The sequence below is a fragment of the Martelella sp. AD-3 genome (genome assembly GCF_001578105.1).
GTDB lineage: Bacteria > Pseudomonadota > Alphaproteobacteria > Rhizobiales > Rhizobiaceae > Martelella.
Genome location: NZ_CP014275.1, coordinates 1,281,269 through 1,306,973, shown reverse-complemented (window position 1 = coordinate 1,306,973; position 25,705 = coordinate 1,281,269). Strand labels below are relative to the sequence as shown.

The window sequence follows — 25,705 nt, the reverse complement described above, 5'->3', positions numbered from 1 at the left end:
CCGGCAGGGTTTGTCCCGGCGGGCAGGCGCCCATGCGGCTGCCCGGACAGCATTTTGCAGGCCTTCAGGAACGGGCGTCGCGCATGCGGCGCCTTATTTTGCTTTCAGGATTAATCGTTGTGACAGAGACATTACAAAGTGCGGGACCTCTGGTGCGCAAGGCGCCCGGCAAATGGGAACTGGTCGCGATGATGGCGGGGCTGATGGCGCTCAACGCGCTGGCCATCGACATCATGCTGCCGGGCCTCAAGCAGATCGGCGCCAGCCTCGGCGTCGAGGCCGAAAACCAGCATCAGTTCATCATCACGTCCTATGTGCTGGGCTTCGGCGTGGCGCAGCTTGCCTATGGCCCTCTGGCGGACCGGTTCGGGCGCAAGCTGCCGCTGCTTGTCGGCCTGGTGATCTATTTCATCGGCGCGGTTTTCTGTGCCTTCGTGCCGAGCTTCACCATGATGCTTGTCGTGCGCTTCTGTCAGGGGCTCGGCGCCGCCGCAACCCGCGTCATCTCCGTCGCGGTCGTGCGCGACCTTTACGGCGGCCGCAAGATGGCCGAGATCATGTCGCTGATCATGATGGTATTCATGATCATTCCGGTGATCGCGCCGTCGATCGGCCAGACGATCATGCTGTTCGGGGACTGGCATCTGGTCTTCGTTTTCCTCGGGCTCGCAGCGCTCGGCAATTTCTTCTGGGTCACGTTCCGCCTGCCGGAAACCCAGCACCCCGAAGACGTGATCGAACTGACGCCGAAGGCGGTGCTGCACAGTTTCGCCTATGTGCTGAGCAACCGCGTTGCGCTGTTCTACACGCTTGCGACCACCTTCATCATGGCCTGCATCTTCGGCTTCGTGACCTCGGCGCAGCAGGTCTATGTCGACATCTACGGACTTGGCACGCTGTTCCCCCTCGCCTTTGCCGGCATCGGCATCATCATGGCGGGTTCCTCGCTCGCCAATTCGCGGATTGTCGGCAGGATCGGCATGCGCAGGCTTTCGCACGGCGCGTTGATCGGCTTCGTTGTGACCAACGGCGTCTGGCTGGCGATCGACCTGATCTTTGCCGGCGCCATGCCGTTCTTCGTCTTCTACGTCATCTTCGCCGTTGCGTGGTTCCAGTTCGGCTGGATCGCGCCGAACTTCAACGCGCTGGCGATGGAGCCGCTCGGCCATGTGGCGGGCGCGGCGTCCTCGATCCTCGGCTTCGCCAGCACGGCAGGCTCAGCGCTGCTCGGGGCGGTGATCGGCCTTTCCTTCAACGGCACAACGACGCCTATGATCGCCGGTTTCTTCATCTTCGGCGTCATCGCCCTCGGCTTCACGCTGATTGCGGAAAAAGGCAAGCTGATGCAGCCGCATAACCCCGAAGTCTGAAGAGAAAAAGGCGCCTCGCGGGGCGCCTTTTTCTTCCGGTCGGCTCTTTCCTTACAGCGAAAAGACCTTCTCCCGCAGTTCCCGCCAGCTCTCCTCGTCGGGCGCGCCGAGAATGCCGCCGTCGAGGTGATCGGGCCGGTAGGGCGAGCCGTCATAGCGGGCGATGTAGCCGCCGGCCTCCTGGCCGATCAGCACGCCGGCCAGGTGGTCCCAGGGCATCAGCTTGAAATAGGTGACGAAGTGCAGGCCGCCGGCGGCGAAGGCGCGGTATTCCACGGCGGCACAGCGATAGCTTGCGGCAAAGCGCAGTTTCACGGTGTTCGCCAGCAGCTTGGCCCGCTTCTCGTTCGGCATGAAGGCGACCGAGGCCGTGCCCAGCATTTCCGGAAGCGCGACGGGCGCGGCGACCTTCATCCGGCTCGACGAACCGTCTGCCCGCTTCAGCCATGTGCCGCCGCCCTTTTCCGCGATCATGAAATCATCGCCCATCGGATCGTAGATCAGCCCTGCCACCGTCTCTCCTCTCGAAACGACCGCGACCATGACGCCAAAGGCGGAAATGCCGTGGGCAAAGTTGAACGTGCCGTCGATCGGATCGACAACCACGGCAAGCTCGGCATCCTTCAGTTTGGCAAGCAGCGACGGGTCGGCGGCAACGCCCTCCTCGCCGATGAAGACGGCTTCGGGCAGGATCTTCTCGATGCCGGCCTTGATCACCCGTTCCGCGCCGGTATCGGCGATGGTGACGAGATCGCTCGCCTCGGTCTTCTCCGCCACGTCCTCATCGCCCAGCTTGCGAAAGCGCGGCAGGATCTCTTGTTTGGCGGCGTCGCGCATCAGCCCGGCAATGGCGTCGAGCGTTTCGGGAGTCAAATTCATCTGCTGAAATCCTGTTTGAAATCACTGACGCCGGTTAAATCACGCCCGGACCCGCAAAGTCCATGGCTGCCGGGTCTATGGGGCCAGCTTTGCCGTTGACTTTTCGGCAAAACCCGACTATCTCCGCGCCAACAACGGCCTTGGGCCGATGTTTCACCGACATGTCCCGTGGTTTTCCGGGCGCTTTTTTCCGCGAAAACCTGTCAGGATCTTCCCTCGGGAGGAACCAAAGGAGGGCGTGTTTCCTTGGAGCCGGCGAAGGCCGGTTCTTTTGTTATGACTTAAAGGAAATACGATGAGCAAGCGCGAATCGTCCAAGCATAAAATCGACCGCCGTATGGGCGAAAACATCTGGGGCCGTCCGAAGTCCCCGGTCAACCGCCGCGAATACGGCCCCGGTCAGCACGGTCAGCGCCGCAAGGGCAAGCTTTCCGACTTCGGCGTGCAGCTGCGCGCCAAGCAGAAGCTGAAGGGCTATTACGGCGAACTGCGCGAAAAGCAGTTCCTGGCCATCTTCGAGGAAGCCAACCGCCGCAAGGGCGACACCGGTGAAAACCTGGTCGGCCTCTTGGAAAGCCGCCTCGACGCGATCATCTACCGCGCCAAGTTCGTTCCGACGGTCTTCGCCGCCCGTCAGTTCGTCAACCACGGCCACGTCACGGTCAACGGCACCAGGGTCAACATCGGCTCCTACCGCTGCCAGCCGGGCGATGTCATCGAGGTTCGCGAGCGCTCCAAGCAGCTTGCAAGCGTTCTCGAGGCAACCCAGCTCGCCGAGCGCGACGTTCCGGAATATATCGACGCCGATCATTCCAAGATGGTTGCGACCTACGTACGGGTTCCGGCGCTTGCCGATATCCCCTACCCGGTCATCATGGAACCGAACCTCGTCGTCGAGTTCTATTCGCGCTGATTTTTCTCACGCGGATTGCATTTCGAGAAGCCGCTCCATCGGGGCGGCTTTTCTTTTGTCCGGCGCATGTTGCGTTTAGTGTGGGTATCAAACCCCGAGAGGACGACCATGGACCTGCAGGCCATTGCCGACGACATTGTGCGCGATCTTTCTCCCCGACTCGGCGAGGGCAAGGTGGCGGACTATATTCCCGAGCTCGCCAAGGTGGACCCGAAGCAGCTCGGCATCGCGATCACCACCGTCGACGGCACGACCTACCGCGCCGGCGATGCGGAGACCGCCTTTTCGGTCCAGAGCATTTCCAAGGTCTTCATGCTGACGCTCGCGCTCGGCAAGGTGGGCGAGACGATCTGGCGCCGCGTCGGGCGCGAGCCCTCGGGCTCGGCCTTCAACTCGATCATCCAGCTGGAGCACGAGCACGGCATCCCCCGCAATCCCTTCATCAATGCCGGCGCCATCGTGGTCTCCGACATCGTGCTGGCCGGCCACCGCCCGCGCGAGGCAATCGGCGAGTTCCTGCGTTTCATGCATTATGTCGCCAATGACGAGAGCCTTTATATTGACGAGGCGGTGGCCCGATCCGAGCAGCGCACCGGCTATCGCAATTTCGCGCTCGCCAATTTCATGCGCGGCTTCGACAATCTTGAACACCCCGTCGACCATGTCCTCGGCGTCTATTTTCACCAATGCGCGCTTGCCATGAACTGCGTCCAGCTTTCCCATGCCGGCCTGTTCCTTGCCAATCGCGGCACCAATCCGCTGACGGGCTTTTCCGTCGTCTCGCCCAGGCGCGCACGGCGCATCAGCGCGATCATGCTGACCTGCGGCCATTATGACGGCTCCGGCGATTTCGCCTTCCGCGTCGGCCTTCCGGGAAAATCAGGCGTCGGCGGCGGCATTCTCGCCGTTGCCCCCGGCAGAGCCTCGATCGCCGTCTGGTCGCCGGGACTTGACGAGACCGGCAATTCCCTGCTTGGCAGCATCGCGCTGGAAATGCTTGCCGCACGCACCGGCTGGTCGGTGTTCGGCACCTGAACGGCAAGGTCCGGCAATGCAAATGTTGAATGAAAGTGACGAGACCATGAGCGACGCAGAGACCCTCGAGGAAACCACGGCGGAAGACGGCGCCTTCCGCGCGCTGTTTGCCGATGCGCCCTCCTCCGTCAGCTTTCAGCGGCTGCGCAAGCGGCTGTTGCGACAGGCGCGCCAGGCGATCTCCGATTTTTCCATGCTGGACGGGCAGAAGCGCTGGCTCGTCGCGCTTTCGGGCGGCAAGGACAGTTACGGGCTTCTCGCCGTGCTGATGGAGCTGAAATGGCGCGGTCTGCTGCCGGTCGAACTCATTGCCTGCAATCTCGATCAGGGCCAGCCGAATTTTCCGAAACATGTTCTGCCCGGCTATCTCGAGAAGCTCGGGGTCAGATACCGGATCGAATACAAGGATACCTATTCGATCGTCACCGACAAGCTTTCGCCGGGTTCCACCTATTGCTCGCTCTGCTCGAGGCTCCGGCGCGGCCATCTCTACCGGATCGCACGCGAGGAAGGCTGCGATGCGCTGGTGCTCGGCCACCACCGCGAGGACATTCTCGAAACCTTTTTCATGAACCTCTTCCACGGCGGCCGGCTTGCCACCATGCCGGCCAAGCTCTTGAACGATGACGGAGACCTGACGCTTCTGCGCCCGCTTGCCTATGCGGCGGAAGACGATCTGGCGCGCTTTGCCGAGGTGATGCGCTTTCCCATCATCCCCTGCGATCTCTGCGGTTCGCAGGACGGGCTGGAGCGCAACGCAATGAAGCAGATGCTGGCCGACATGGAAGCCCGCATGCCTGGTCGCAAGGAAGTGATGCTGCGGGCGCTCTGCAATGCGAATCCCTCGCATCTTCTCGATCCGAAGCTTTTCGATTTTGCCGGGTTGAGACCTCAAGCCGACTGAAGTCCGGGATCGGAAGACAGCTTTTCGGGTCCGCGATATTATGTCAGTTTCACTAAACTTTCGGTCATCTTCCTGAAAAGAGAAGGTTCTGCGCCTCGCGGCCTTGCCGTTTGTCTGCCACGATGCCACAAAAGGCCACCATCAAACACGAGAGGTGATGTCGTGGAAAAAGCAGAAATCGGCCTGATTGGTCTGGGTGTCATGGGCTCCAACCTCGCCCTGAACATTGCCGAAAAAGGCAACAGAATCGCCGTTTACAACCGCACGGTCGACAAGACGCGCGCCTTTTACGCAAGCGCCGGCGACCTTCAGAAAAACATTGTGCCGACCGAAACGCTTTCGGAATTCGTGGCCGCCATCCGCCCGCCGCGCCCGCTCATCATCATGATCAAGGCCGGCGATCCGGTCGATCAGGAAATCGAAAAGCTGCGCCCCTATCTCGGCAATGGCGACATCATCATCGATGCCGGCAATGCGAATTTCCATGATACCCGCCGCCGCTTCCAGGAGCTGGAAGGCACGGGCCTGACATTTATCGGCATGGGCGTTTCCGGCGGCGAGGAAGGCGCGCGTCACGGTCCCTCGATCATGGTCGGGGGCACGGAAGACAGCTATGCCCGCGTCGAGAAAGTGCTGACCTCGATCTCGGCGAAATATGCCGACGACCCGTGCTGCGCCTGGCTCGGCCCGGACGGCGCCGGCCACTTCGTCAAGACCATCCATAACGGCATCGAATATGCCGACATGCAGATGATCGCCGAAATCTACGGCATCCTGCGCGACGGCGTCGGCATGAGCGCCTCGGAAATCGCCCATGTCTTCAGCGAATGGAACAATGGTCGACTGAATTCCTTCCTGATCGAGATCACCGCCAAGGTGCTGACGGCGACCGATCCGGAAACCGGCAAGGCCATGCCCGACATCATCGTCGATGCCGCCGGCCAGAAGGGCACCGGCCGCTGGTCCGCGATCGAAGCGCAGCAGCTTGCCGTCCCGGCCACCGTCATCGAGGCCGCCGTCGCCGCCCGTTGCCTGTCGTCCATGCGCGATGAACGCAAGGCCGCCGAGCCGATGTTCAACAAGGAAGAACTGGAATTCAAGATCCCGCCGGGTCCCTGGCTCAACCGCGACCTGGAGCTGGCGCTCTTCGCCGCCAAGATCGCGGCTTACGCACAGGGCTTCGACGTGATGGCATCGGCCTCCGAGCAGTATGGCTGGAACCTGCCCATGCCGGAAATCGCCCGGATCTGGCGCGCCGGCTGCATCATCCGCTCGCAGTTCCTCGACGAGATCACCAAGGCCTTTTCCGAAACGCCGGATGTTGCCAACCTGATCGTCACGCCCGCCTTTGCCGGCATGGTCAACGAGTGCCTGCCGTCGCTGCGCCGCATCGTTGCCGCCGCCACCTCCGCCGGCCTTCCGGTGCCGGGCCTCGCCTCGGCGCTCACCTATTTCGACGCCTATCGCCAGTCGCGCGGCACCGCCAACCTGATCCAGGCGCAGCGCGACTTCTTCGGCGCTCATGGGTTCGACCGTCTCGACGGCCTCGACATCCATCACGGCCCCTGGGGCAGCGGCGCGGCCTGAAGAAGGCGCATCGCAGGATCACGAAACGGAAAAAGCCCCGCCGGCGCGGGGCTTTTTTTTTGCAAGGCGCTCGTTCTGCCGGGCTCCCGGCAACAGCAAGGAGCGGTTACTCCGCGTGGATCGCCACGCGATTGCGGCCATCGCGCTTGGCCTCGTAAAGCGCCTTGTCGGCACTCTTGATCACCGGATAGACCGAGGGCTCATCTTCGGACGACTGGGCGACGCCGGCGCTGACCGTTACGGTGACGTCGCCGCCGAAAACCTCGCCGGCAAGCTGTTGCCTGATATCTTCTGCAATGCGGGCGGCATTGCTCAGGAGCGCATCATTGAGGATGACGCAGAACTCCTCGCCGCCGTATCGCACCACAAGGTCGCTTCCGCGGATGCGCCGCGAAATGATTTCGGCAAAGCGCGCCAGCACGGCATCGCCGAAACTGTGGCCGTGCGTATCATTGACGGTCTTGAAATGGTCGAGGTCGAACATGATGACGCAGAAGAGTTCGGTCGTGTCGTGGTTCGGATTGCGCCGCTCCAGCACTTCCAGCGCCCGGCGGTTGGAGAGGCCGGTCAGCGCATCGCGTTCGGCAAGTTCCTTGAAGGTGTTGTGCTCGACTTCGCGGTTTTCTTCCATCGCCAGGAGATAACCGAGAATCATCGCGCCGAGCACATTCCTGACGACAAGCACCGGCAAGGACTTCGCCGCCGTGTTGATCACGAAATCGAGCGGCATCAGAAGAACGCTGGAAAGGCTGAGGGAAATCGCAAGCCCGAGAAGCGCAAGGTTGCCAAGATCGCGCCTCGGGCCGCGAATGCGCACGAAGACGAGCGCGATGACGGCGGCCATGATGATGCTGACCGTTCCGGGCAACATGCCGGCGCCGCCAATGGATATTCTGACGGCGACGGTGACGACGCAGGCAATCAGCGCCGCCCAGAAACCGCCGAAAAGCGCGGCCAGGCCCACCATGACAACGCGGATGTCAACGACGATGCCGGGACCGACCACCAGCGGATCGATCATCGTGATGGCCGCGCCGAGGCTGAAGAGGACGCCGATCGCGGGCCCCGACCAGAGCGACGGCAAGCGAGAGCGCAGGATGGCGCGGTAGGTCAGAATGACCAATGCGGCCAAACCCACTTTCTCCAGCATGCTCGCGAGAATACCGAAACTCTCTATCATCAGTCGCTGTCCCGCTTTCCGGTTTTTTCGCCCGTTCCCATTCTCCGGCAAGAACGACGGGTGATGCCTCCCACCGAAGGCGCCTCGCAGCGCCACGGCTTTCGGTCACAGACATTTCAGGGGAAACGCATCACGCAATTGGGGCCGTTGTTACGGTTAATGCCCCGTTCACCACAAGTAAAAAATGTCCACAAAGGCTAACCATCCCCTGCTCAATCTTCATTTGCATAAAGGGTTGGCTTGATCGGGCGAGCCGATTGGCCCAAAACTTAAGGCTCCGCAGCAGACAGCAGAAAGACACACCGGCAATGTCAGCAACCGTATTTCCTCCGCCACCCGCGAAACTGATCCCCGTGACCGGTATCGAGGAGCGCTTTCCGGTTCGCCGCGTCTATTGCGTGGGACGGAACTACGGCGCCCATGCGGTGGAGATGGGCCACGACCCCGATCGCGAGGCGCCGTTTTTCTTTCAGAAGAACCCCGACAATCTGCTTCTGCCGGGCCTTTCCTTTCCCTATCCGAGCCGCTCGGCGAATGTGCACCACGAGGTCGAGTGTTATGTGGCGCTTCAGGCCGGCGGCAGCGATATCAACCTTGAGAAGGCTCTCGACTGCGTCTACGGCTATGGCGTCTCGGTGGATTTCACGCGGCGCGATATACAGGACGAGGCGAAAACGAAGAGCCGGCCCTGGGAGATGGCGAAGGCCTTCGAGCATTCGGCGCCGGTATCCGAAATCGCGCGCGCCGCGGATATCGGCCATCCCGACGCAGGCGCGATCACGCTTTATCGCAACGGCGCGGAAACCCAGCGCGGCGACCTCAGCCAGATGATCTGGAAAGTGCCGGAAATCATCGCGGAACTGTCTCGCTACGTCATGCTTGCGCCCGGCGACATCATCCTGACCGGAACGCCCTCCGGGGTGGGGCCGGTTTCACGCGGCGACAGGATCGCCTGCGAGATCGACACTGTCGCAAAACTTGCATTCGACGTGATCTGATATACTCTGACGTTTCTCAGGAGGACGGAAATTGACGATTTACGCGCTCGGCGACCGCCGACCGACACTTCCCGCGCAAGGCGCCTTCTGGATCGCACCCGATGCTGCGGTGATCGGCAACATCATCATCGGCGACGATGTTGGTATCTGGTTCAGGGCCGTGTTGCGCGGCGACAACGAACCGATCACCATCGGCGCCGGCAGCAACATACAGGACGGCGTGATGATCCACACCGACATGGGCGCGCCCGCGACCATCGGCAGGGGCTGCACGATCGGCCATCACGCCATCATTCACGGCTGCACGATCGGCGACAACAGCCTCGTGGGCATGGGCGCCACCATTCTCAACGGCGCGGTTATCGGCAGCAACTCCCTTGTCGGCGCCAATGCCCTGGTGACGGAAGGCAAGACCTTTCCCGACAACAGCCTTATCGTCGGCGCTCCGGCGAAGGCGGTGCGCACGCTCGATGCGGCTTCAATCGAGGGTCTGCGCCGCTCGGCGACAAGCTATCAGGAAAACTGGAAGCGGTTCGAACGCGAACTCACGGTTATCGGAAGCGGTTCAACCGGATGAATCCGTCGCCGTTCATCACCTTGCCGAAACGCGACCAGGCGCTTGACGAATTGATCGGCAGGCAGCTTTCGCGCAAGGGCTGGGTGCTGACATTTCCGCCGGAACTCGAAGAACGGTTCAATGCCCATATCCACGCCAGCCGCCATCGCCAGATCGTCCGCACCGCGCTGGTCGGCATCGCTTTTCTGTTTGCCTTCGTTATCGTCGACCTGGTCTACCGCCCGAACCTGATTGTGGAGCTCTCGATCATCCGGGCAGGCGTTATCGGCGTTCTGGTGGCAGCGCTGTCACTGGTGATCGCGCAGCGCCACGACACGCGACTGCCGGGACTGATGTCGATCCTCGGTATCTCCGTCGCCTCGCTCGGAGCCGGGTTGATGCTGGTTACGGTCGGCAATCCGATCGTGCGCTATGAGCCCTATACCTTCATTCTTGTCGCCGTCATCGCCAATATCGCCCTGCCCCTGCGCCCGCCCCAGGCGCTTCTGGCCTCGGGGATCAACTTCGCCATCGCCGTCTACTTCATCTTGCCTCTGCCGACGCTCACTTCCGACGAGAAGACCTCGCCGCTGATCTTTCTTCTGGCGACGACGACGCTGACGCTGCTCGCCAACCTGCGGATCGAAACAATCGAGCGAAAGATCTTCCTGCTTTACCTGCGCGAGAAGCTGCGCGGCGAGGCGCTTTTGAGCGAGTATCGCTCGCTCGATCATATCTCCAACACCGATGCGCTGACCGACCTTGCCAACCGGCGCCTGTTTGACGAATGCCTGCGGCAAAGCTGGGAGACGGCGCGGTTCAGCGGCGAGCCTCTGACCCTGCTGATGATCGATATCGATCACTTCAAGGGCTATAACGACACCTACGGCCATCCGGCCGGCGATGAGTGCCTCAAGCAGGTTGCCGCCGCGCTCAAGGCGAGCACGCGCGCCGAAAGCGACCTGCCGGCGCGTTTCGGCGGCGAGGAATTCGCGCTGGTGCTGCCGAACTGCGAGGAAAATGGCGGACTGAGAATGGCCGGCCGGATCCACGAGGCCATCGCCCGGATCGACATCCCGCATGCGACAAGCCCGCTGAAGCGGCTCTCCGTCTCGATCGGCGTTGCGACCGAACGCCCCTCCAGGACGCATCACGAACCGCGCAGCCTGCTGATACGGGCGGACCGGGCGCTCTATGCGGCCAAACAGGCAGGGCGCAACCTGACATCTCTCGACAATCCGGGCGAGGAAGACCGGCAGCCGCCCTCGGCGAAAAGCGGTGGCGACACGGCCGCGCAAAAAGCTTCCTGACCGGCGCCTATGCCATTCAGCTTCGGCAGGCCTCGCACAGGCCGCGCATTTCCACCGTCATCCGCTCGGGCCTGAATTTCCTGCTCTGCGCCAGCGCCGCCAGCGCATGTTCTATTTCATGGGCATGGAACTCGATCACCGCGCCGCACCCCTCGCAGATGGCAAAGGCGGTCATGCCGTGATGGGTGCAGTCCTCGTCCGGATGGGCGCAGGCGACATAGGCATTCATGCTTTCCAGCCGGTGCACCATGCCGGCATCGGTGAGTTTGTCGAGCGCGCGATAGACCTGAAGCGGTGCCTTGAAACCGTGATCCCTCAGCCTGTCGAGGATGGTGTAGGCGCTGAGCGGCCCGTCGCTGCCGGAAAGGCAATCGAAGACGAGAGATTGGTTGCGCGTCAGTTTACGGGTGGCTATGGGCATGACAAAACCTCCTTCATGCGCGTCGGACTGCAAGAGGCGCCAGGCCGGCAACGAAAAGCAGCATGGCGGCAACGACGATCGAGGGTCCAGAGGGCGTATCGTAATACAGCGAAGCGTAGAGGCCCATCACCACGGAGACCGCGCCGATCAGCGAGGCGATCATCGCCATGGCCTCCGGCGTCCGGGCAAAGCGGCGCGCGGTCGCCGCCGGCACGATCAGCAGCGACGTGATCAGCATGATGCCGACGATCTTCATGGCGATCGCGATCACCAGCGCCATCAGCAGCATAAAGACGAAGCGCGCTGTTTCAGGCCGCAGGCCTTCCGCCTGCGCGATTTCCGGCGAGACGGTCGCGGCAAGCAGCGGCCGCCACAGCGCGACAATCGCGCCGACGACGACCAGCCCGCCCAGCCAGACGATGGCAATATCGGCACGCGTGACCGACAGGATGTCGCCGAAGAGAAAGCTGATGAGATCGACCCGGACCCAGGTGAGGAAGGAAACGATCACCAACCCGACGGCGAGCGTCGAATGGGCGAGAATGCCAAGCAGGCTGTCGGTGGAGAGGGCCCGTCGGCGCTCCAGCAGAATGAGCAGGACCGAAATCGCCGTCGCGACCACGAAGACGCTGAGGGTGAGATTGACGGCAAAGAGCAGCGAGAGCGCGACGCCGAGCAATGCCGAGTGCGCCATGGTATCGCCAAAATAGGCCATCTTCCGCCAGATGATGAAGCAGCCGAGCGGCCCCGCCATCAGGGCAACGCCGATGCCGGCAATCAGCGCGCGGGTGAAGAAATCGTCAAGCATGGGATTTCTCGCTGTCATGATGCGCGTGGTGGCCGTCCTGCGGATGACAATGGTCGGTCACCGAGCCATCGGCATGGCGCACCCGGCCGTCCGGCATATGAGTGTGGTCGTGATGATGGCGGTAAAGCGCCAGCGCGCCCGATGCCCGCCCGCCGAACAGCGCCTGATAGGCCTCGCTGCCGCTGACGGCCTCTGGCGTTCCCGTGCAGCAGACATGGCCGTTCAGGCACACCACAATATCGGTCTGAGCCATCACCACATGCAGATCGTGCGAAATCATCAGCACGCCGCAGCCCTGGCGGTCGCGGATCTTCGAGATCAGCTCGTAAAGCGCAATCTCGCCGGAATAGTCGACGCCCTGCACCGGTTCGTCGAGCACCAGCAGGTCCGGCTTGCGGGCGATTGCCCGGGCCAGAAGCGCCCGCTGGAATTCGCCGCCCGACAGGGTCTGAACGCTTGCCTCTTCCATATGAGACAGGCCGACCGCCTCCAACGCCTCGGAGATCTCCGCGCGCGACAGCGGCCCCGTCACCGTCATCAGACGGCGCACGGTCAGCGGCAGCGAATGATCGATATTGAGCTTCTGCGGCACATAGCCGATCTTCAGGCGGGACGCGCGCCACACCCTGCCCTCGTCCGGCTCGAACACGCCGATCGCCATCCTCGCGCTCGTCGATTTGCCGGCGCCGTTCGGCCCGATCAGGGTGACGATTTCGCCGCGGCGCACATCGAAGCTGACGCCGCGCACCAGGAAGCGCCCCTCGCGCCTGATCCCGGCATCCTGCATCGAAACCAGCAGTCCGGCCTCGTCATTGGTCTTGGTCAATTTCTGAAAACTCCGTCTTGCGGCGTTCCATGACATACGTTATAGCATTACGCAATTGATGTAATAACATTACATTCCCATGCAAGTGAGGTCCTGATGAAATCCCTTCATACGCTTCTTCTCGCAACGGTTGCCGTTTCGGCCGCAGGCGCCGCCATCGCGGACGATAACCTGAAGGTGGTCACATCGATCAAGCCGCTCTATTCGCTGGCAACCGCAATCACGGCCGGAACGGAGACCGAGACGACGCTTCTGGTCAAGGGCGCGGCCTCGCCGCACACCTACAGCATGGCTCCCTCCGAGGCCCGCGCACTGCAGGAGGCCGACGTCGTGTTCTGGATCGGCCCGGCGCTCGAGCACTTCCTCGACAAGCCGCTCGAGGCGCTCGGCGGCAACGCCGAGATCGTGGAGCTGGAGGAAGCCCCCGGCGTGGAAACGCTGGAACCGCGCGAGGGCGGCGCCTTCGACGTTCATGACCACGATCATGACGAGGATGCGCATGCCGAGCACGACCACGACGACCATGGCGAAGCCGGAGACGACCACGAGCACGAGCACGAGCACGAGCACGAGCACGAAGAAGCCGGACACCATCATGACGGAGAAGTCGACCCGCATATGTGGCTCGATCCGTTGAATGCGCGGGCCTTCGCCGCCGCCATGGCCGAAACCCTGTCTCAACGCGACCCTGCCAACGCCGAAATCTATGCGGACAATGCCGCGAAACTGGAGACCAGGCTCGACGAACTGACCACCGGCATCCAGGCCCAGATCGACAGCGTTCCGGCAAAACCCTATGTGGTCTTCCACGACGCCTATCACTATTTCGGTCATCGCTTCGGCGTCGAGGCGGCAGGTTCGATCACCGTCAATCCGGAAGCGCCGCCGAGCGCCCAGCGTATTCGCGAAATCCACGACAAGCTGACGGAACTGGGAGCGGCCTGCGTCTTCTCCGAACCGCAATTCCCGCCGAAAATCATCGACGCGGTCATCGAGGGAACCGACGCCCGCACCGGCGTTCTCGATCCGCTGGGCGCCGGCCTTGAAGACGGACCCGACCTCTACTTCATTCTGCTGGAAAACTTGGCCGGCAATCTGACCGACTGCTTTGTGGCCGAATAAACGCCATGAAGACTTCCCCCGGGCACGCGCATGGCCGGGGGAAGTGGCCTGCGGGTGTCGTAGCTGCCACCCGCAGGCTTTTTTTATTTCTTGCGTTCGGGGCCTTTCCGCTCGGCCGATCTCGCCCAGATGTTGATATTGGCGTCGAGCGCGTAGGTATCGATTTCCGCCAGTTCGGCATCGGTGAAATCGGGATTGTCGAGGGCTGCCACGCAGTCGGTCACCTGTTCGGGACGGCTCGCGCCGATCAGCGCCGTCGTTACCCGGCCCTTGCGCAGCACCCAGGCGAGCGCCATCTGCGCCAGCGTCTGGCCGCGCCGCTCGGCGATCGCGTTCAGCGCGCGGATATGGGCGATCGTCTCGTCCTTCAGGAAGGCCTGCTGCAGCGACTTGCCCTGGGCGGCGCGGCTGTCTTGCGGGATGCCGTTCAGATATTTGGACGTCAGCATGCCCTGGGCGAGCGGCGAGAACACGATCGAGCCGAGGCCGAGTTCCTCCAGCGTATCAAGAAGCCCGTCATCCTCGACCCAGCGGTTGATCATCGAATAGCTCGGCTGGTGGATGACGAAGGGCGTCTTCAGTTCCTTCAGGATCGCATAGGCCTCGCGGGTGCGCTGCGAATTATAGGACGAGATACCCACGTAAAGCGCCCTGCCCGAACGGACGATATGGTCGAGCGCCAGCATGGTTTCCTCAAGCGGCGTGTCGGGATCGAAGCGGTGCGAGTAGAAGATGTCGACATAGTCGAGACCGAGCCGTTTCAGGCTCTGGTCGCAGGAGGCGATCATGTATTTGCGGCTGCCCCATTCGCCATAGGGACCCGGCCACATGCCGTAACCCGCCTTTGACGAGATGATCATTTCATCGCGCAGGCCGGCGAACTCCTTCTTCATGATCGAACCGAAGGCCGTCTCGGCGGTGCCCGCCGGCGGGCCGTAATTGTTGGCGAGATCGAAATGGGTAATGCCCGCGTCAAAGGCGGTCTGGCAGATCGCGACCTTGCGCTCGCGCGGCGTGTCGTCGCCGAAATTGTGCCAGAGCCCCAGCGAGATTGCCGGCAGCTTCAGGCCCGAAGTGCCGCAGCGGTTATATTTCATCGTGTCATAGCGCGTTTCGGACGGTGTCCAGCTCATTATTGTCATCCTGATTTCGACGTGGCGCCCCGGTTCAGGGACGGAACCTTCGCGTGAAGAGGCGCTCGTGGGAGAAAGCGCGCGGCAAAAGGCCGCCCGCCATTGGGAAAATCCAGGCCGGACTATAGTCCATTCGCCCGCAATGATCCATGTTCTTGGCTGCCGGGCCGAAGGGATCGGTTGGCGCGATCGGATTGAAGAACGGCATCATCCGCCAATGCGGCCGCTTTCCCTGGCGGCTATCCTGCCATCTCCCGTCGAGATCAGGAAAGGCAAACATCATGACAAGGACCGTTCTTATCACCGGCACGTCGAGCGGCCTCGGCCGCGCTGCGGCGCGGCTGTTCCAGGCCAAGGGCTGGAACGTGGTCGCGACCATGCGCGCGCCCGAGAAGGAAACCGAACTGACGCGTCTCGACCGCACGCTCGTCGCCCGCCTCGACGTGGAGGACCAGAGGTCGATCGAGAGCGCCGTCCAGGCCGGCATTTCGGCCTTCGGAGCAATCGACGTGCTGGTCAACAATGCCGGCTACGGCGCCTTCGGGCCGCTGGAGGCGACGCCGCTCGAGAAGGCCCGCCGGCAATTCGATGTCAATGTTATGGGCCTCATCGCCGTCACGAAGGCGCTGCTGCCGCATTTTCGCGCCCAAAAGAGCGGCGTGATCGTCAATATCTCATCGATCGGCGGACGAATGACCTTTCCGCTCGGGGCACTTTATCACGGCACGAAATTCGCCGTGGAAGGCCTGTCGGAATCGCTGCATTTCGAGTTGGAGCCCCTCGGCATCGCCGTGAAGATCGTGGAGCCGGGCGGCATACGGACCGATTTTTCCGGCCGCTCCCTCGACTTCAGCAATGATCCAGCGCTTGAGGAATACCAGCCGGTTGTGAACACGCTGCTTGAGGCCATCGGGCCGATGATGGAAAACGGCTCGTCGCCGGAAACCATCGCCGAAGTGGTCTATCGCGCGGCCACCGACGAAACGCCGCAACTGCGCTATGCCGCGGGCGAAGATGCGGTGGACATTCTCGAGAGGCGCGCCGCAAGCGATGACGCGACCTTCATCGGCGGTCTCAAGGCGCAATTCGGCATGGGCAACTGACGCCGGATCATGCAGAATGCGTTGATGGGTCGAAGCGTTTCCAGGAAAAGCGGAAGCGCGCTATGAGGGATGAAGCCACATATGATGACGACCGGCTATGCGCTTGACGCCACGTGGCGTCCGTTGCTCAAGGATCTCGGCCTCGTGCCGGCCGACATCCTCAGGCGCGCCGGGCTCGCCGATGATCTTCTGCAGCGTCCCGGCCTCCGGCTCGCCTCGGAGGACTATTACCGTCTCTGGGAGGCGGTGGCGCAGGATGACCGGCTCTTTCCCCTGAAACTCTGCCGGGCCGTCCGCGCCGAATCCTTCTCGCCGCCCCTGTTCGCCGCCCTGTGCAGCCCCAACCTCGGCGTGGCGCTCAGCCGCATCAGGGCCTACAAGAAACTGATAGCGCCCATGCGCCTCGACCTCATCGAAACAGAGGATATTGTGACGGTCGAGATGACATGGCTTGATGCGCCATTCCACCCGCCGCAAAGCATGATCCAGTTCGAACTGCTTTTTGCCGTAACGCTCGCGCGCATGGGCACGCGTGAACTGATCAAACCGGTCGAGGTCGAAACGACCGCACCGCCGGCCCAGGCCAGGCCCTTCGAGGACTTTCTCGGCGCACGCATGAAACCGGCCGCGCGCAACGCCGTGACCTTCTCCGCAAGCGATGCCGCCCGCCCCTTCCTGACCTCGAATGAAAGCCTGTGGGACGCATTCGAACCGGGCCTGCGTGAACGGCTCGCCGATCTGGAGGAAGGCGCAACGACCGTCAGACGGGTGAAGGCCGCCTTGCTGGAAGGCCTGCCGAGCGGGCTCGCATCGATCGAGGCGGTGGCAACCAAGCTCTCTCTGAGCAAGCGTACGCTGCAGAGACGCATCGAATCGGAAGGTTGTTCCTACCAGCAGATACTGCAGGAGACGCGCGAGGCCCTGGCCTGGCACTATCTGACGACAACGGCATTGCCGTCGGCGGAGATCTCGTTTCTCCTCGGCTTCAGCGAGCCGAATTCCTTCAACCGGGCGTTCCGGATATGGACCGGCCTTACGCCGGAAGGCGCGAGACATGCCGGAAGGGTCGGAACGCCGCCGCAGCGACGCTCCGCCTGAGGGCAAGGCATCGGGCCTTGTTACCGCAGAAGCGCCGCGGCCGCCTCGGCGTCGAGGGCCGCCGGCTGGGTGCAGGTCGTCGACAGCGGCACGAAAGCGCCGGTTTCGCCCGATCTCAGGATTGCCGCCATCACGTCGACCCCATGCAGCGCGCGTTCGAGCGAACAGCGGGCGTCACGCCCCTCGATCAGCGCCATCGCCATATCCGCCAGGCCCGCCGTGCGGTAGTTTGCCCGCCCGCCCTTGTCGAGGTTCTGGTTCGCCTTGCCGAAGGGATGATCGCCGAGGTCCAGCACCTCAACGGCGCCGTCGCGTCCGGCCGCCTCCACCGTTCCACCGAAGAAGTTCGGATCGGGCACGAACAGCGAGCCTTCGGTGCCGTAAAGCTCCATGGGGGAATGGCGGTGCGCCCACACATCCCAGCTTGCCGCAAGCGAGACCGTTGCGCCGCTTTCAAACTCGAGAAGCGCGTGGATATTGGTCGGCGTCTTGACCGGGATGATCTCGCCGCGCCGCGGTTCGGAGGTGATGGTGCGGGTCTCGTTCGCCATCGAGGTCAGCGCCGCCACCTGTTTCACCGGTCCGATCAGGTTGATCAGATTGGCGATATAATAGGGTCCGAGATCGAGAACCGGGCCGCCGCCCGGCAGGAAGAAGAAGTCCGGGTTCGGATGCCACATCTCCATGCCCGGGCTCATCACATGGCAGGTGCCGGAGGTGACCCGCCCGATCCCGCCCTCATCGATATATTTACGGGCGCGCTGATGGGCGCCGCCCAGGAACGTATCCGGCGCGCAGCCGACGGCAAGGCCCTTTTCCGCCGCGAGGCGTCCGAGTTCCTTGCCCTCGTCGACGGAAAGCACGAGCGGCTTTTCCGAATAGACATGCTTGCCGGCTTCGAGCGCGCGCCGCGACATGTCGTAATGCGCCGCCGGAATGGTGAGGTTGACGATGACGTCGATCTCGTCATTGGCGAAGAGATCGTCCACGCCCTGCGCCGTGACGCCGTACTCCTCCGCCCGCGCCGCGGCCGCGGCCGCGTTGATGTCGGCGCAGGCCAGCACCTTCAGCCCCTTGAACATCGGCGCGAGCGAAAAATAGGTCGCGGAAATATTGCCGCATCCGAGGATGCCGACACCCAGTTCCTTGGTCATGTTTGCCTCGTTCAGAAGGTCTGGAAGGACGCGATCGAACGTTCGATCAGACGATCGACGTCGTTCGGATTGTCATGCTCGACGATGTAATGCCTGATCGGCATGGACTTCAGCACCTTCATCAGCCCCTTCCAGTCGACCGTGCCATAACCGACATCGGCCCAGCCATCCTCGTCCTCGTTCTCGCCGGCTTCCGCAATATCCTTCACATGGACGGCGGTGATGCGCTCCTTGAACAGCTCGATCCAGAAATAGGGATCGGCATCGCCGCGGATCACCCAGGCGATATCGGCCTCCCAGGCAAGCGACGGGCCGCCTGCCATGAGGTGCCGCATCGGCGCCGTGCCGTCCGGCAGAAGCGCGAACTCGAAATCGTGGTTGTGCCAGCCGAAGACGAGGCCGGCGTCACGGAAGGGTTTTCCGGCCGCCTCCAGCCGCGCGCCGAACTCCTTCCATCCCTTCGCCGTGTCGGGCCGCTGGTCGGGCAGGAGAAAGGGGCAGAACACGCTGTCCATCTTCAGCCTGGAGGCGATCTCCAGAACGCGGTCCGGGTCCTCCTCCAGCATGGCCAGACCGAAATGGCCGGTCGGCATCGACAGGCCGATTGCCTCGAGGTCGGCGGCCAACCGGTCGAGGCCGGCCTCGTCGAGATCGTCATAAAGCGCGCCGTAGCCCTCGACCTCGCCATAACCCGCGGCCGCGAGCTTGCGGAACACGCCGGAAAAGGGCTGATAATTGCGCGCGCTGTACAGTTGAAATCCGAGTTTCGTCATCTCATCCTCCCGGCAGTTGCGTGCTGCCGAACTCCGCATTGAGACCGGCGCGGGCATGCGCCGGCAAAGGTGTTTCCGTCCCGCAATTCTATCGCGTTTGCCAGAAAGGGAAAGCCGGGACTTTCCAATTGCATCACAGCCTAAGCTCCGTTTCCGCGTCGAACAGGGATGCCAGTTCCATGGCGAAGGCGAGCCTGATTTGCTGCCCCGGCTTGTAGCGCTTGTTGCCGCCGACGCGCACGGTGAACAGATGGCCGGCATGTTTCAGCCACAGGAGATTGTCCGCGCCCATGGGCTCCTCGAGATCGACCACGGCCTCATGCACCTCCTGGCCGGCCTGGATCTCGTCATCGACCATCACATGCTCGGGCCTGACGCCGAGCGTGACCTTGCCCGACGACGGCAGAGGGCCGTTGCCGTCATAACCCTCGAGGGCAAAGTCGACGCCGTTGGACCGGAAGATCGTCTTCCCGTCCTTTTCCGCCAGTTCCCCGCCAAGGAAGTTCATCGAGGGCGAGCCGATGAAGCCTGCGACGTAACGGTTGACCGGGCGGTTGTAGATCGTCGTCGGCTCGTCGAGCTGCTGGATGACGCCGCCGCGCATGATCGCGATCCGGTCGGCAAGCGTCATCGCCTCGATCTGGTCGTGGGTCACGTAAACCATCGTATTTTCCAGCGACTGATGCAGGCGCTTGATCTCGACGCGCAACTCCGACCTCAGCTTTGCGTCGAGATTGGACAGAGGCTCGTCGAACAGGAAGACATCGACATCGCGCACAAGCGCGCGGCCGATGGCGACGCGCTGGCGCTGGCCGCCCGAAAGCTCGGCGGGCTTGCGCTTCAGAAGCGGTTCGATCTGCAGAATTTCGGAGGCCCGCTTGACGCGTTTTTCGATCTCAGCCTTGGAGACCTTGGCAACCTGCAGTCCGAAGGACAGGTTCTTCTCCACCGTCATCTGCGGATAGAGCGCATAGGACTGGAACACCATGCCGATGCCGCGATCCTTCGGTTCGAGCCAGGTCACGTTCCTGTCCTTGATGAAAATCTGCCCGGCGGTAACGTCCAGAAGCCCGGCGATGCAGTTCAGAAGCGTCGACTTGCCGCACCCCGACGAACCGAGAAGCACCAGGAACTCGCCGTCCTTGATGTCGAGATCGAGATTTTTCAGCACGTCGACGGCGCCGAAGGAGAGCGAGAGATCCTTGATTGAAACACTCGTAGTCATCATTCACCCTTTCACCGCGCCGGCGGCGATGCCGCGCACGAAAAGCGGTCCGGAAACGAAATAGACGGCCAGCGGGACGAGGCCGGTCAGAAGCGTTGCCGCCATGTTGACGTTGTATTCCTTGACCCCCTGCACCGCATTGACGATGTTGTTGAGCTGCACCGTCATCGGATAGTTCTGCTGGCCGGCGAAGATCACGCCGAAGAGGAAGTCGTTCCAGATGCCGGTCGTCTGGATGATCATGCCGACGACGAAGATCGGCAGCGACATCGGCAGCATGATGCGGAAGAAGATCTGCCAGAAGCCGGCGCCGTCGACGCGCGCCGCCTTGAACAGCTCCTCCGGCAACGAGGCGAAATAGTTGCGGAACAGGAGCGTCAGGATCGGCATGCCGAAAATGGTATGGACCAGCACGATGCCCGGAAGCGTCGAGAACATGTGCAGTTCCCGAAGGATGATCACCAGCGGATAAAGCATCACCTGGTAGGGAATGAAAGCGCCGAAGAGCAGCACCGTGAAGAAGAATTCCGAGCCCTTGAAGCGCCAGTTCGCCAGCGCATAGCCGTTGACCGAGGCGACCGCGATCGAGACGATGATACCCGGAACGGTGATCTTGACCGAATTCCAGAAGCCGACGCGGATGCCTTCGCAGTAGAGCCCGGTGCAGGCCTGGCTCCACGCCTTGACCCAGGGTTCGAAGGTGATTTCGACGGGCGGCGCGAAGATATTGCCCATGCGGATTTCCGGCATGCCCTTCAGCGAGGTCACCACCATCACATAGAGCGGAATGAGATAATAGACCGCGGCGACGAACAGGATGGAATAGAGAATGATCCGCGACGGCGCGAAGCGGCGCCTGGGGCGCGGCCCCGACGGTTCATTGGAAGCAACTGCACTCATCATCCCCTCCTCATTTCTTCTTGTCTCTGAATTCCATCAGCGCCCAGGGCACGAGGATGATAAAGACGGTGACCAGCATCACGGTCGAGGCGGCGAGCCCCTGGCCGATATTGCCGCGCTGGAACATCAGGTCGTAGACATATTTGGCCGGCACTTCGGAGGCAAAGCCAGGTCCCCCCTGCGTCATCGCCACGACGAGGTCGTAGACGCGGACAATGCCCGAGGCGACGATGACGAGCGTCGTCACGAACACGCCGCGCATCATCGGAATGACGATGAAGAGATAGGTCCGCCAGGCGGGGATGCCGTCGACCTTGGCCGCCTTCCAGATTTCGCCATCGATGCCGCGCAGGCCCGCCAGCATCAGCACCATGACAAGCCCCGTTCCCTGCCAGAGCCCCGCGATCACCAGCGCATAGATGACCGTGCTCTTGTTGCCGAGCATGGCGAAATCGCCCCCGGGCAGGCCGAGGTCGTCCAGAAATTTCGGCACGCCGAGGCCTGGATCGAGGATCCATTGCCAGACGAGGCCGGTGACGATGAAGGAGAGCGCGAAGGGATAGAGAAAGATCGTGCGGAAGGTGTTCTCGAAGCGGATTTTCTGGTCGAGCAGCGTCGCCAGAAGAAAGCCGACGACAAAGGAAAAGACGAGGCTCAAGCCTCCGTAGATCAGGAGGTTGACGATCGCCACATTCCAGCGGGTCGTGTCGAACAGGCGGTCATACTGGGAAAAGCCGACGAAATTCTCGCTCGGCAGAAGCCGCGAGTCGGTGAATGAATAGATAACCGTCCAGGCGGTGCAGCCGATGAAGATGACCACGGCGGTCAGCATCATCGGGATTGCCGCGATCTTGGCGTTCAGATTCTTGAACAGACCGAACGGACGGCGAGCAACAGCAGCCATTGCAGCTCCCCTCTCAGATTGGCATGGATCCGGAAGGAAAAGGGGCAAGCCGCGTCAGAGCCGGGCCAGCCCCTTGTCCCTTTCGGCCGAGGCTTACATGGCCTGTTCGATGATCGACTGCTGCTGTTCGAGCGCCTCGTCGACCGTCATGTCGGAGGAGAAGAACTCCAGCGCAAGGTCCGTGATCTGGCCCTGCGTATCGGAATCGAGCAATTGCTCGGTCGACGGCAGGACGTTGTCCGGATTGGCGAGGATTTCGAGACCCTTCTTCATGCAGGCATTGGCGGCTTCGAGATCGACATCGCCGCGCACCGGAAGCGAGCCCTTGACGAGGTTGAACTCGACCTGGGTTTCCGGCGAAACCAGCATGGAGGCCAGCTCGAGCTGGGCCGCCGTGATCTCTTCGTCGTTCGTCTTGGGGAAATAGAAGGCATCGCCGCCCGTATCGAGCACCGGATTGTTGCCGAGTCCGGGAAGGCAATCATAATCGACGCCGGCCTCCTGGCCCGCCTGGGCGAATTCGCCCTGCGCCCAGTCGCCCATGATCTGCGCGGCCGCGTCGCCCTGGATCACCATATTGGTGGCGACGTTCCAGTCGCGACCGGAATAGGCGTCATCAACCATGTCGCGCGCCTGTGCAAAGGCTTCCCAGATGGCGCGGTTCTCGTCGCTCATCACGGCATCCGGATCCTTGTCGCCGTTGACGGCGAGATAATTGTCGACGCCGCCGATGGCGACCTGCATCACGTTGCGGATGCCGTCGACCTGCCAGGGCTGGCCCGTGGCGAGCGGAATGACGCCGGCTTCCTGCAGCGCCGGCGCCGCATCGACCAGTTCCTGCCAGTTGGTCGGCACCGGAATGCCGTTGTCCTCGAACACGTGGCGGTTCAGCCACATCCACTGCCAAGAATGGATGTTGATCGGCACGCAATAGATGCGGCCGTCATATTCGCACGCCTCAAGCAGCTTGGCGGGGCGGATCTTCTCGCGCCAGTTTTCCTTCTCGGCGAGATCCGTCAGGTCCAGCATCAGGCCGGCCTTGATCAGTTCCTCGGCGTCGCGGCCGGTGTTCATCTGGGTCGCGCCCATGGGATTGCCGCCGAGAATGCGGCTGATGATGATCGGGTTGGCGGTCGAACCGGAACCGGCGATGGCGCTGTCCACCCAGTTATTTCCGGTTTCGTTGAAATTGTCAGCCAGCACCTTCACGGCCGCAGCCTCGCCGCCCGATGTCCACCAGTGGGTCACCTCAAGGTCGGTCGCGCTGGCTGCGACAGGCATGGCTACGCCGGCCGCCAGAGCGGCGGTGAGAATTGCATGTTTCATACTGTCCTCCCAACTGAAACGTTGCCGGAAAAAGGTATGCGAAAGCCAAATAGGGCGCAACCTTTTTGTTCCGATTTTTGTCAAACTACTACTTTCGACCTAAGGCGCAGACCGAATATACTTCGATTTTTTGCATTGCAATTTCTAAATAAAATCTTGTATTAATTGTATTAATATGGATTTCTTCGCAACGTCCGTCAAGCTTGTTCGCATCCGCAACATCCTGGCAACCGACAGTTCCACGCACATGCGCCACGGCCTTAAATAGTCTGCCTAACACGCGACAGCTATTTTTCTGTATCGTTACAGCAATTCTCGCGCTAGACTGCGGGCAGCCGGCAGGCGCCAAGCAGGGCCGGCTTGACCGGCGCTACGGAGGGGCCGTCGGGAGGGAGGCTCCGCCAGATCCGGATGTGCGGCGGGCGAGGACGCTCAAAAACGACAAGAATGCACGCAGGATTGGCGTTGCCAGCGAGAATCAGCGTATCGTTGCATTTCAGGCCGGATCCGGCCTGTTGTCCGATACGCTCCATCAGCAGGGAGGAGACGGGCCGCAGGGCCCGTGCGAACGCGCGGCACGCGCGACGCGGGAGATGAAAGACGTCGATGAAGCCCACGACCGGAAGATCGCGCGAGACAAGCAATACGCGCCCGACACTGAAGACCATTGCCTATATGACCGGACTCGGCGTGACGACCGTCTCCCGCGCGCTGAAGGACGCGCCGGATATCGCCGAGCACACCAAGGAGCGCGTTCGCCTCGTCGCCAAGCAGCTCGGCTACATGCCGAACCGCGCCGGCGTCAGGCTTCGCACCGGCAAGACCAATGTAATCGCGCTCGTCCTCAGCATGGAGGAAGAGATCATGGGCATGTCCGGCCAGATGATATTCGGCATATCGGACGTCCTTTCGGACACGCCCTATCATCTGGTGCTGATGCCGCAGCCGATCCATCACGATCCGATGGCGCCGATCCGCTACATTCTCGACACCGGTTCCGCCGATGGCGTGATCATCTCGCGCATCGCCCCGGAGGACCCGCGCATCGCCCTGATGCGCGAGCGCGGCATGCCCTTTGCCGCGCACGGCCGCACGGAGAGCGACCATGACTACCCCTTCCACGACTTCGACAACGACGCCTATGCGATGGACGCTGTGGAAAGGCTTGCGGAGCGCGGACGCCGCCGTATCGTCTGCCTGCAGCCGCCGAGCCACCTCACCTATTATCGCTATTTCCGCGCCGGCTTCGAGCGCGGCCTCAGCCGCTTCGGCCTGCAGGAGACGCCGCTGACCTCCGTCAGCACCGATTCGTCGCTGTCGGAAATCCGCAATGGTGTGCTGGCGGCGCTGTCGTCATCAACGCCGCCGGACGGCGTCATTGCCTGTTCCGGCAGCAGCGCCGTCCCGATCATGGCCGCACTCAGGGCGCGCGGCCTGAGGCTTGGGGAGGATGTCGATCTCGTCGCCAAGCAGCCGGCGGACTTTCTCAACTGGATCAGCCCGGAGATCATCGCCATGAGCGAGGACTTCAGCCAGGCCGGCCGGGAGCTCGCCCGCGCCGTGCTTGCCCGGATCGAGAACCGGTCATCGCCGCCGCGACAGAGCATCAGCAAGCCGGACTGGTCCAACGCGCCGCTGTTGAAGACGGCGCAATCGCGCTGAAAAAGCCGCGGGAAGCGGAGAGGAGCCTGCGGACCTCAGCGGTCCGCGCGCACGGCGACAGGCGCAGGACGGGTGACGACGAAAGCGGCGCAACTCAACAGCACCAGGCCGACGGCAAGCTGGAGCCAGAGGAAAGCCGAGGCGAAATAGAGCACGGACAGAAAGCTCACCCCCATCGCCGTTACCGCCAGGATCTTGGCGGGGGTGGCGATAGCGCCTTCGTGGCGCCACTGGCGAAGATGGGCGCCGTAGCGGGGATGGTTCATCAACCGGGCTTCAAGCTCCGGCGAGGATCGCGCAAAGGCCGCGGCGGCAACGATCAGGAACGGCACCGTCGGCATGATCGGCAAAAACACGCCGATGACGCCCAGCGCAACCATGATCCAGCCGATGACGAGTAGAACCCTGCGTTTCAATGTCCTGTCTCCTGCAAAGCCGGTTCTTCCATAAATGCAAATCGCGCTTCAGTCCAGCAACAGCACATATGGGTTCGAAAACGGGCTATTTTTAGAACATTT

The 25,705-nt window shown here is 62.3% G+C and carries 25 protein-coding genes; 12 read left to right on the top strand and 13 right to left on the bottom strand.

Annotated elements, in window-relative coordinates; translation table 11 throughout:
* Window positions 1-119: 119 nt before the first annotated feature.
* Complete coding sequence (locus AZF01_RS06030; RefSeq protein ID WP_024708015.1) at window positions 120-1,370, top strand: multidrug effflux MFS transporter; 1,251 nt, start codon at window positions 120-122, stop codon at window positions 1,368-1,370.
* A 51-nt stretch (window positions 1,371-1,421) separates the two neighbouring features.
* Here AZF01_RS06030 and AZF01_RS06025 read toward each other — a convergent pair whose 3' ends face one another.
* Window positions 1,422-2,249: an inositol monophosphatase family protein gene (locus AZF01_RS06025; RefSeq protein WP_024708016.1), complete on the bottom strand. Its 828-nt coding sequence runs from the start codon at window positions 2,247-2,249 to the stop codon at window positions 1,422-1,424.
* Window positions 2,250-2,544: 295 nt separating this feature from the next.
* On the opposite strand from AZF01_RS06025, the gene rpsD reads away from it, so the two are divergent.
* The 4 genes from rpsD to gndA all read left to right on the top strand — a co-directional run bounded on the left by rpsD (window position 2,545) and on the right by gndA (window position 6,688).
* Window positions 2,545-3,162 carry a 30S ribosomal protein S4 gene (gene rpsD / locus AZF01_RS06020; RefSeq protein ID WP_024708017.1) on the top strand — a complete coding sequence of 206 codons (618 nt, stop codon included), beginning with the start codon at window positions 2,545-2,547 and terminating at the stop codon, window positions 3,160-3,162.
* Between the two features lie 108 nt (window positions 3,163-3,270).
* Window positions 3,271-4,197, top strand: coding sequence for a glutaminase (locus AZF01_RS06015; protein WP_024708018.1), 927 nt, complete (start codon window positions 3,271-3,273; stop codon window positions 4,195-4,197).
* A gap of 46 nt (window positions 4,198-4,243) precedes the next feature.
* Window positions 4,244-5,101 (top strand): tRNA 2-thiocytidine(32) synthetase TtcA, encoded by an 858-nt coding sequence (gene ttcA / locus AZF01_RS06010; protein ID WP_024708019.1) that lies wholly within the window; start codon window positions 4,244-4,246, stop codon window positions 5,099-5,101.
* Between the two features lie 162 nt (window positions 5,102-5,263).
* Window positions 5,264-6,688, top strand: a complete 1,425-nt coding sequence (gene gndA / locus AZF01_RS06005) for an NADP-dependent phosphogluconate dehydrogenase (protein WP_024708020.1) — start codon at window positions 5,264-5,266, stop codon at window positions 6,686-6,688.
* A gap of 106 nt (window positions 6,689-6,794) precedes the next feature.
* Here the strand turns inward: gndA and AZF01_RS06000 are convergent, their stop codons facing one another.
* On the bottom strand, window positions 6,795-7,868 hold the full coding sequence (locus AZF01_RS06000; RefSeq protein ID WP_152534520.1) for a diguanylate cyclase: 1,074 nt from the start codon (window positions 7,866-7,868) through the stop codon (window positions 6,795-6,797).
* A gap of 308 nt (window positions 7,869-8,176) precedes the next feature.
* On the opposite strand from AZF01_RS06000, the gene AZF01_RS05995 reads away from it, so the two are divergent.
* Genes AZF01_RS05995 through AZF01_RS05985 form a run of 3 tightly spaced genes read left to right on the top strand, consistent with a single transcriptional unit; the run spans window position 8,177 to window position 10,732 of the window.
* A complete protein-coding gene (locus tag AZF01_RS05995; RefSeq protein ID WP_036237032.1) occupies window positions 8,177-8,866 on the top strand; it encodes a fumarylacetoacetate hydrolase family protein in 690 nt (229 codons plus the stop codon).
* 31 nt (window positions 8,867-8,897) lie between these two features.
* Window positions 8,898-9,443: a gamma carbonic anhydrase family protein gene (locus AZF01_RS05990; protein ID WP_024708023.1), complete on the top strand. Its 546-nt coding sequence runs from the start codon at window positions 8,898-8,900 to the stop codon at window positions 9,441-9,443.
* Window positions 9,440-10,732 carry a diguanylate cyclase gene (locus AZF01_RS05985; RefSeq protein WP_024708024.1) on the top strand — a complete coding sequence of 431 codons (1,293 nt, stop codon included), beginning with the start codon at window positions 9,440-9,442 and terminating at the stop codon, window positions 10,730-10,732. The genes AZF01_RS05990 and AZF01_RS05985 overlap by 4 nt, the downstream gene beginning before the upstream one ends.
* A gap of 16 nt (window positions 10,733-10,748) precedes the next feature.
* On the opposite strand, the gene AZF01_RS05980 is transcribed toward AZF01_RS05985, so the two are convergent.
* From AZF01_RS05980 to AZF01_RS05970, 3 genes are read right to left on the bottom strand one after another with little or no spacing between them, the layout of a single operon-like run.
* Window positions 10,749-11,147 carry a Fur family transcriptional regulator gene (locus AZF01_RS05980; RefSeq protein WP_024708025.1) on the bottom strand — a complete coding sequence of 133 codons (399 nt, stop codon included), beginning with the start codon at window positions 11,145-11,147 and terminating at the stop codon, window positions 10,749-10,751.
* 19 nt (window positions 11,148-11,166) lie between these two features.
* Window positions 11,167-11,961 (bottom strand): metal ABC transporter permease, encoded by a 795-nt coding sequence (locus AZF01_RS05975; RefSeq protein ID WP_024708026.1) that lies wholly within the window; start codon window positions 11,959-11,961, stop codon window positions 11,167-11,169.
* A complete protein-coding gene (locus tag AZF01_RS05970; RefSeq protein WP_244435551.1) occupies window positions 11,954-12,748 on the bottom strand; it encodes a metal ABC transporter ATP-binding protein in 795 nt (264 codons plus the stop codon). Before AZF01_RS05970 ends, AZF01_RS05975 begins: the two co-directional genes overlap by 8 nt.
* A gap of 135 nt (window positions 12,749-12,883) precedes the next feature.
* Between AZF01_RS05970 and AZF01_RS05965 the strand changes: the two genes are divergently transcribed.
* Window positions 12,884-13,909: a zinc ABC transporter substrate-binding protein gene (locus AZF01_RS05965; protein ID WP_024708028.1), complete on the top strand. Its 1,026-nt coding sequence runs from the start codon at window positions 12,884-12,886 to the stop codon at window positions 13,907-13,909.
* A gap of 83 nt (window positions 13,910-13,992) precedes the next feature.
* On the opposite strand, the gene mgrA is transcribed toward AZF01_RS05965, so the two are convergent.
* A complete protein-coding gene (mgrA, locus tag AZF01_RS05960) occupies window positions 13,993-15,042 on the bottom strand; it encodes an L-glyceraldehyde 3-phosphate reductase (RefSeq protein ID WP_024708029.1) in 1,050 nt (349 codons plus the stop codon).
* A 281-nt stretch (window positions 15,043-15,323) separates the two neighbouring features.
* Here mgrA and AZF01_RS05950 point away from each other — a divergent pair, with 281 nt between their 5' ends.
* Both AZF01_RS05950 and AZF01_RS05945 read left to right on the top strand, forming a co-directional pair.
* A complete protein-coding gene (locus AZF01_RS05950) occupies window positions 15,324-16,145 on the top strand; it encodes an SDR family oxidoreductase (RefSeq protein WP_024708031.1) in 822 nt (273 codons plus the stop codon).
* Between the two features lie 81 nt (window positions 16,146-16,226).
* The gene (locus AZF01_RS05945) at window positions 16,227-17,243 is read left to right on the top strand and encodes an AraC family transcriptional regulator (RefSeq protein ID WP_024708032.1); all 1,017 of its coding nucleotides are present in this window, start codon (window positions 16,227-16,229) and stop codon (window positions 17,241-17,243) included.
* 20 nt (window positions 17,244-17,263) lie between these two features.
* Here AZF01_RS05945 and AZF01_RS05940 read toward each other — a convergent pair whose 3' ends face one another.
* From AZF01_RS05940 to AZF01_RS05915, 6 genes are all read right to left on the bottom strand, one after another.
* Complete coding sequence (locus AZF01_RS05940; RefSeq protein ID WP_024708033.1) at window positions 17,264-18,397, bottom strand: Gfo/Idh/MocA family protein; 1,134 nt, start codon at window positions 18,395-18,397, stop codon at window positions 17,264-17,266.
* An 11-nt stretch (window positions 18,398-18,408) separates the two neighbouring features.
* A complete protein-coding gene (locus tag AZF01_RS05935; protein ID WP_024708034.1) occupies window positions 18,409-19,170 on the bottom strand; it encodes a sugar phosphate isomerase/epimerase in 762 nt (253 codons plus the stop codon).
* Window positions 19,171-19,303: 133 nt separating this feature from the next.
* Window positions 19,304-20,395 (bottom strand): ABC transporter ATP-binding protein, encoded by a 1,092-nt coding sequence (locus AZF01_RS05930; RefSeq protein ID WP_024708035.1) that lies wholly within the window; start codon window positions 20,393-20,395, stop codon window positions 19,304-19,306.
* A 3-nt stretch (window positions 20,396-20,398) separates the two neighbouring features.
* The gene (locus AZF01_RS05925) at window positions 20,399-21,295 is read right to left on the bottom strand and encodes a carbohydrate ABC transporter permease (protein ID WP_024708036.1); all 897 of its coding nucleotides are present in this window, start codon (window positions 21,293-21,295) and stop codon (window positions 20,399-20,401) included.
* 10 nt (window positions 21,296-21,305) lie between these two features.
* Window positions 21,306-22,199 carry a carbohydrate ABC transporter permease gene (locus tag AZF01_RS05920; protein WP_024708037.1) on the bottom strand — a complete coding sequence of 298 codons (894 nt, stop codon included), beginning with the start codon at window positions 22,197-22,199 and terminating at the stop codon, window positions 21,306-21,308.
* A 93-nt stretch (window positions 22,200-22,292) separates the two neighbouring features.
* Window positions 22,293-23,525, bottom strand: a complete 1,233-nt coding sequence (locus AZF01_RS05915) for an ABC transporter substrate-binding protein (protein WP_024708038.1) — start codon at window positions 23,523-23,525, stop codon at window positions 22,293-22,295.
* A gap of 606 nt (window positions 23,526-24,131) precedes the next feature.
* On the opposite strand from AZF01_RS05915, the gene AZF01_RS05905 reads away from it, so the two are divergent.
* Window positions 24,132-25,187, top strand: coding sequence for a LacI family transcriptional regulator (locus tag AZF01_RS05905; RefSeq protein WP_036237039.1), 1,056 nt, complete (start codon window positions 24,132-24,134; stop codon window positions 25,185-25,187).
* Between the two features lie 35 nt (window positions 25,188-25,222).
* On the opposite strand, the gene AZF01_RS05900 is transcribed toward AZF01_RS05905, so the two are convergent.
* Window positions 25,223-25,603, bottom strand: a complete 381-nt coding sequence (locus AZF01_RS05900; RefSeq protein WP_024708041.1) for a YbaN family protein — start codon at window positions 25,601-25,603, stop codon at window positions 25,223-25,225.
* Between the last annotated feature and the right edge of the window lie 102 nt (window positions 25,604-25,705).

Bases quoted from the DNA above. Each gene is read 5' to 3' on its own strand.
- AZF01_RS06025 (WP_024708016.1), bottom strand. From the start codon at position 2,249: ATGAATTTGACTCCCGAAACGCTCGACGCCATTGCCGGGCTGATGCGC.
- rpsD (WP_024708017.1), top strand. From the start codon at position 2,545: ATGAGCAAGCGCGAATCGTCCAAGCATAAAATCGACCGCCGTATGGGC.
- AZF01_RS06015 (WP_024708018.1), top strand. From the start codon at position 3,271: ATGGACCTGCAGGCCATTGCCGACGACATTGTGCGCGATCTTTCTCCC.
- ttcA (WP_024708019.1), top strand. From the start codon at position 4,244: ATGAGCGACGCAGAGACCCTCGAGGAAACCACGGCGGAAGACGGCGCC.
- AZF01_RS06000 (WP_152534520.1), bottom strand. From the start codon at position 7,868: ATGATAGAGAGTTTCGGTATTCTCGCGAGCATGCTGGAGAAAGTGGGT.
- AZF01_RS05995 (WP_036237032.1), top strand. From the start codon at position 8,177: ATGTCAGCAACCGTATTTCCTCCGCCACCCGCGAAACTGATCCCCGTG.
- AZF01_RS05985 (WP_024708024.1), top strand. From the start codon at position 9,440: ATGAATCCGTCGCCGTTCATCACCTTGCCGAAACGCGACCAGGCGCTT.
- AZF01_RS05975 (WP_024708026.1), bottom strand. From the start codon at position 11,961: ATGCTTGACGATTTCTTCACCCGCGCGCTGATTGCCGGCATCGGCGTT.
- AZF01_RS05970 (WP_244435551.1), bottom strand. From the start codon at position 12,748: ATGCAGGATGCCGGGATCAGGCGCGAGGGGCGCTTCCTGGTGCGCGGC.
- AZF01_RS05965 (WP_024708028.1), top strand. From the start codon at position 12,884: ATGAAATCCCTTCATACGCTTCTTCTCGCAACGGTTGCCGTTTCGGCC.
- mgrA (WP_024708029.1), bottom strand. From the start codon at position 15,042: ATGAGCTGGACACCGTCCGAAACGCGCTATGACACGATGAAATATAAC.
- AZF01_RS05950 (WP_024708031.1), top strand. From the start codon at position 15,324: ATGACAAGGACCGTTCTTATCACCGGCACGTCGAGCGGCCTCGGCCGC.
- AZF01_RS05945 (WP_024708032.1), top strand. From the start codon at position 16,227: ATGATGACGACCGGCTATGCGCTTGACGCCACGTGGCGTCCGTTGCTC.
- AZF01_RS05940 (WP_024708033.1), bottom strand. From the start codon at position 18,397: ATGACCAAGGAACTGGGTGTCGGCATCCTCGGATGCGGCAATATTTCC.
- AZF01_RS05935 (WP_024708034.1), bottom strand. From the start codon at position 19,170: ATGACGAAACTCGGATTTCAACTGTACAGCGCGCGCAATTATCAGCCC.
- AZF01_RS05930 (WP_024708035.1), bottom strand. From the start codon at position 20,395: ATGACTACGAGTGTTTCAATCAAGGATCTCTCGCTCTCCTTCGGCGCC.
- AZF01_RS05925 (WP_024708036.1), bottom strand. From the start codon at position 21,295: ATGAGTGCAGTTGCTTCCAATGAACCGTCGGGGCCGCGCCCCAGGCGC.
- AZF01_RS05920 (WP_024708037.1), bottom strand. From the start codon at position 22,199: ATGGCTGCTGTTGCTCGCCGTCCGTTCGGTCTGTTCAAGAATCTGAAC.
- AZF01_RS05915 (WP_024708038.1), bottom strand. From the start codon at position 23,525: ATGAAACATGCAATTCTCACCGCCGCTCTGGCGGCCGGCGTAGCCATG.
- AZF01_RS05905 (WP_036237039.1), top strand. From the start codon at position 24,132: ATGAAGCCCACGACCGGAAGATCGCGCGAGACAAGCAATACGCGCCCG.